The sequence below is a fragment of the Planomonospora algeriensis genome, assembly GCF_977012225.1.
On record NZ_CDRNDK010000456.1, the window covers coordinates 1 to 4,932 of the forward strand.

The 4,932-nt window shown below is 75.9% G+C and carries 2 protein-coding genes and 2 pseudogenes; 3 read left to right on the plus strand and 1 reads right to left on the minus strand.

What is annotated here, in order from left to right:
- Positions 1-177: 177 nt before the first annotated feature.
- Positions 178-1,806 (minus strand): annotated as a pseudogene (locus ACWJ6R_RS30135) (DEDD exonuclease domain-containing protein); the annotation flags it as partial.
- Positions 1,807-2,024: 218 nt separating this feature from the next.
- Here ACWJ6R_RS30135 and ACWJ6R_RS30140 point away from each other — a divergent pair.
- From ACWJ6R_RS30140 to ACWJ6R_RS30150, 3 genes and pseudogenes are all read left to right on the plus strand, one after another.
- Positions 2,025-3,275: a sensor histidine kinase gene (locus tag ACWJ6R_RS30140; protein WP_449065471.1), complete on the plus strand. Its 1,251-nt coding sequence runs from the start codon at positions 2,025-2,027 to the stop codon at positions 3,273-3,275.
- A gap of 134 nt (positions 3,276-3,409) precedes the next feature.
- Positions 3,410-4,141: a response regulator transcription factor gene (locus ACWJ6R_RS30145; RefSeq protein ID WP_449065472.1), complete on the plus strand. Its 732-nt coding sequence runs from the start codon at positions 3,410-3,412 to the stop codon at positions 4,139-4,141.
- Positions 4,142-4,273: 132 nt separating this feature from the next.
- A pseudogene (locus ACWJ6R_RS30150) lies at positions 4,274-4,932 on the plus strand (hypothetical protein); the annotation flags it as partial.

Here is a 4,932-nt window from a genome sequence, read left to right on the forward strand (position 1 = left end):
GGCCGGGGCCGGGGCCGGGGGCGGGGCCGGTTCCGCCCGCTGCTCCGTCCCCGCCGTGCCGCGCTCCGTCCTCGCCGTTCCGTTCCCCGTGCCGCGTCCCGTTCGGCTCCCCGCTCTCCGCCCCGTCCTGTCCGCCGCCCGGGGGTCTCTCCGCGGGGCCTCCGGCTCCGTGATCGAGGCCCTCGATCCGGACCAGCCGGACGCCCGGTCCCTCCAGCCAGCGCAGCACGCACTCGGTCTCCTCCGCGCCGGCCGCGGGGGTGGGCCCGGGGCCGGGCACGACGGTCTCGGCGGTGGCCGTCAGCGCGTCCACGAACGGCGCGGGATGGGCGCCTTCGGGCATCACCCCGGCCGAGGCCAGGCGGCCGTGCCGGACGATGTGGATCTCCCAGCCGCCGCCCGCGGCGGGGGCGGCCGCGACCAGCTGGGGGATCGAGGTCAGCGACCGGAGCCGCTGCATGCGCGCCGAGGCGCGGACGTAGGCGGCGAGCCGGTCGCGGTCGGCGGCGGCCTCCTCGTAGCGCTCCTCCTGCGCCAGCCGTGCCATCCTCGCCTCGACCGCGGCGAAGACCGGGGTGGCGTCCACCTCCATGGCCCGGCGGGCGGCCGCGGCGTGCAGGCCGTACTCCTCGGGGCTCTGGCGGCCCTCGCACGGCGCACCGCACCGGCCGATCCCGGCCAGCGCGCACGCGGGGCGGCTCCTGCGGGGGGAGAGCCGCTCGGTGCACTGGCGCAGCGGCACCGCCTCGTGCAGCGCGGTGCGGGCGTCCTCGGCGGCGCGGACGCTGGTGAACGGGCCCAGGTAGGCGGCCCGGTCGTCCTTGACCTCGCGGACGATCGACAGGCGGGGGAAGGGCTCGTCGGTGAGCTTGAGCCAGACGACCTTCTCCGGGAAGCGGGACCTGCGGTTGTAGCGGGGCTTGGCCGCGCCGATCAGGCGCAGCTCCCGCACCTCGGCCTCCAGCGGCGTCGCGCAGACGATCGGCCGGACCCGCGCGGCGATGCCGACCATCTCCCGGATCCGGGGCGGGTCTCGCTCGCGGTGAAGTAACTCCGCACCCGGGTGCGGAGGTCGACGCTCTTGCCGACGTAGAGCGCGTCGCCGCGCTCGTCCTCGAAGACGTAGACGCCCGGCGCGGAGGGGACCGCCTCGGCCAGGTGCCGCTTGCGGCGCTGCTCCGGCGTGGGCGCGCGGGTGAAGCCCTTGAGCTCCTCCAGGGTGTGCACGCCGAAGGAGCCCGCCCGCTCGATGAGCGCGTGCAGCACGTCCACCGTGGCGCGGGCGTCGGAGAGGGCCCGGTGGCAGGGTTCGGTCGAGCTGAAGAGCCGGGCCAGCGTGGCCAGCTTGCAGTTGGGCGCCTCGTCGCGGGTCAGCAGCCGCCGGGCGAGGGTGACGGTGTCGACGACGGGATGGGCGGGCGGCGGGTATCCGTGGGCGGCGCAGGCGGCCTTGACGAAGCCGACGTCGAAGCCCGCGTTGTGCGCCACCAGGGTGGAGCCCGCGGCGAACTCCAGGAAGGAGGGGAGCACGGACTCGATCCGGGGGGCCTGCGCGACCATGGCGTCGGTGATGCCGGTCAGCACCGCGATGAACGGCGGGATCGGCGTCCCGGGGTCGACCAGGGTGGCGAACTCGCCCAGCACCTGCCCGCCCCGGACCTTGACGGCGCCGATCTCGGTGATCGCGTGCTCGCCCGCCGAGACGCCCGTGGTCTCCAGGTCGAAGACCACGAAGGTGATCTGGCTGAGCGGGGTGCCCAGCTCGTCCAGCGTTCCCTGCACGGCATGTTCCACGGTCACGACCATAGGAGCCCCGACCGACATTCGGCGCCGGAGGCTCCGGCCGGAGAACGGACCGGGAGCGGTCGGAGCGCGGGGGGAGCGCGGCGGGAGCGCGGGCCGGAGAGCGGCGGGAGAGCGGGCCGGAGAGCGGCGGGAGAGCGGCCGGAAACGCGTGCGGCGGGGGTGCGGCATCGACTTTGGTCGGTTCCGGGGCGGGTCTTCGGGTCGTAATGTCATGACATGTGACAGAGCGCGCGCTGGAGTACCGGTGGCTGCTGCCGGCGACCCTGCAGGACGCGCCGCGGGGGAGCCGGACGGTGATCCGGCGTTCGACCCGTGACTGGATCGTGGACATCACGGTCTTCCTGCTCTCCGCCGGGCTGGGCCTGATCGCGGCGGACGAGGTGCACGGCGTGGTCGGCGCCGCCGAACCGCTCCGCGCGATCGACCAGGTGGTGGGCGCGCTCGCGTGCGTCGCCGTGTGGCTGCGCCGGCGCTGGCCGGTGGGACTCGCCCTCGTGCTCGCCCTCGTCACGACCGTCTCCAACATGGCGAGCGTGCCCGCCCTGGCCGCGCTGTTCACGGTGGTGGTGCACCGGCCGTTCCGCCCCGTGGCGCTGGTGGTGGGGGTGAACCTGCTGACGCTCCCGATCTACCTGGAGCTGTGGCCCGACCCCACGCTGCCCTACGCCATGGAGGCGCTGGTGTCGGTGCTGGTCCTGCTGGTCGTGGTGGGCTGGGGGATGTTCGTGCGGGCGCGCCGGCAGCTCGTGCTCTCCCTGCGCGATCGGGCGGAGCGGGCCGAGGTGGAGGCGGCGTTCCAGGTGACGCGGGCCAGGAGGCTCGAGCGCGAGCGGATCGCCCGGGAGATGCACGACGTGCTCGCCCACCGGCTCTCCCTGCTCAGCGTGCACGCGGGCGCGCTGGAGTACCGGCCGGACATGCCGTCGCAGGACGTGGCCAAGGCGGCGGAGGTGATCCGCTCGGGCGCGCACCAGGCTCTCCAGGACCTGCGCGAGGTCATCGGCGTGCTCCGGCTCGGCTCGGGGGACCCGGAGGACGGCGGCGGCTCCGGGAGCGCCGCGCCCGACCGGCCGGACCGGCCCCAGCCCACCCTGGCGGACCTGGCGGGCCTGGTCGAGGAGTCCCGGCTGGCGGGTGCGGAGGTGCGGTTCGACCTGCGGGTCGCGGACCCGTCCCAGGCTCCCGCGGGGCTCGGCCGCAACGCCTACCGGATCGTGCAGGAAGGGCTGACCAACGCGCGCAAGCACGCCGCCGCCGCGCCGGTGGAGCTCACCGTGGCGGGCGGGCCCGGCGAGGGGCTCGCCGTCGAGGTCCGCAATCCCGTGACGGGCGGCCGGTCCGTGCCGGGCAGCGGCACGGGGTTGATCGGCCTCACCGAACGGGCCGAGCTCATGGGCGGCCGCCTGGAGTACGGCGTGGCGTCCGACGGCCGGTTCCGGCTCGGCGCGTGGCTGCCGTGGCCGCGGTGAGCGGTGCCGCCGGCGCGGACGCCGTGGACGATATGAGTGGCATGCGCGGTACGGATGGCACGGGTGCTGTGATCGGCGTGGGCGGTATGGGCGGTGCGGATGGTGGTGCGGGCGGTATGAGCGGCGCGGGCGGTATGAGCGGTGTGGACGGTGGCGGGGCCGGTGCGGGCGGTTCCGGCGGCGTGACCGGCGGGGAGGCTCCGCCGCATCCGGTGATCCGGGTGCTGATCGTGGACGACGACGCCCTCGTCCGGGCGGGACTGGCGATGATCCTCGGCGGCTCCGGCGATATCGCCGTCGTGGGGGAGGGCGCGGACGGGGACGAGGTGCCGCGGCTGGTGGCCCGCCACCGGCCCGACGTGGTGCTGATGGACATCCGCATGCCCCGGGTGGACGGCCTGGCCGCGACCGAGCGGCTGCGCGCCGCGGCCCCGGCGCCCGAGGTGGTCGTCCTGACGACGTTCCACGCCGACGCCCAGGTGCTGCGGGCGCTGCGGGCCGGAGCGGCCGGGTTCCTGCTCAAGGACATCCCGCCGGCCGACCTGGTGGCCGCGATCCGCCGGGTCGGGGCGGGCGAGCCCATCCTCTCGCCCGCCGTGACCCGCCAGCTCATCGCGCACGTCGCGGACGACGGCGCCGCCGCGCGCCGCGAGCGGGCGCTGGGGCTGCTGTCCGGTCTCAGCGACCGCGAGCGGGAGGTCGCGCTCGCGGTCGGCAGGGGGAGGTCGAACGCGGAGATCGCCGCCGAGCTGTACATGAGCGTGGCGACGGTCAAGGCCCACGTCTCCCGGATCCTGGCCAAGCTCGGGCTGAACAACCGCGTCCAGATCGCGCTGACCGTTCAGGACGCCGGGCACCTCGGCTGACGGGCTCCCGCCGTGGCGCCGGTTCGGCCGGCCCGCGCCGGGCGGGAGTCATCGCCGGTGTCCCACCGTGTCGGGGGCGGGGTGGGAGGGCCGTACCCTTGACGGATAGACCGATCCGAGTAGGGGCCGTTGATGAGTTCAGCCGGAGAGGGCCTGTCTCGTCCACTGCCCGAGCAGGTCCGCTCACACGTCGTGGACCTGGCGTCCCAGGTTCTGGGCTCCATGCCCGCCGCCGCGGTGCCGCCGCCGCTGCGCAACATCGCCAGGTTCGAGCCGCGCAAGCGGGCCAGGCTGGGCGGCACGCCGATCGCGGCGCAGCTGGAGACGGACAAGGAGTTCCGGGAGGCCGTCGCCGAGGTCCTGGCGGCGAGCCTGCCCGAGCTGGTCGCCGGGCTGGCGGAGGGCGCCGTCCCCCCGGCCGCCGAACCCGTCATGGTCGCCGCCGCGGCCTATCTGACCCGGCCGCCCGGCTGGGTGGAGATGGTGGAGACGCCCGCGCCGACCTGGAGCGGTCGGCGGCCGTCGCGGAGGGCTCCGCGCAGGAGCAGGCGGTCACCCGGCTGCGCGAGCAGCTGGCCGCGCAGAAGACGGCGGCCAGGGAGGAGTCCGAACGGCTGCGCGAGCAGCTCAAGGCCGCCCGCTCGGAGGTCTCCGACCTGCGCCACAAGCTGCACGCCGCCCGGGAGCGGAGCAGGGCGGCCGAGGCGCACGCCGCGGCGATGGAGGAGGCCGCCCAGGAGGCCAGGGCCGCGGCCGCGTCGGCGGGCAGCGCGGGGGAGAGCGAGCTGCGC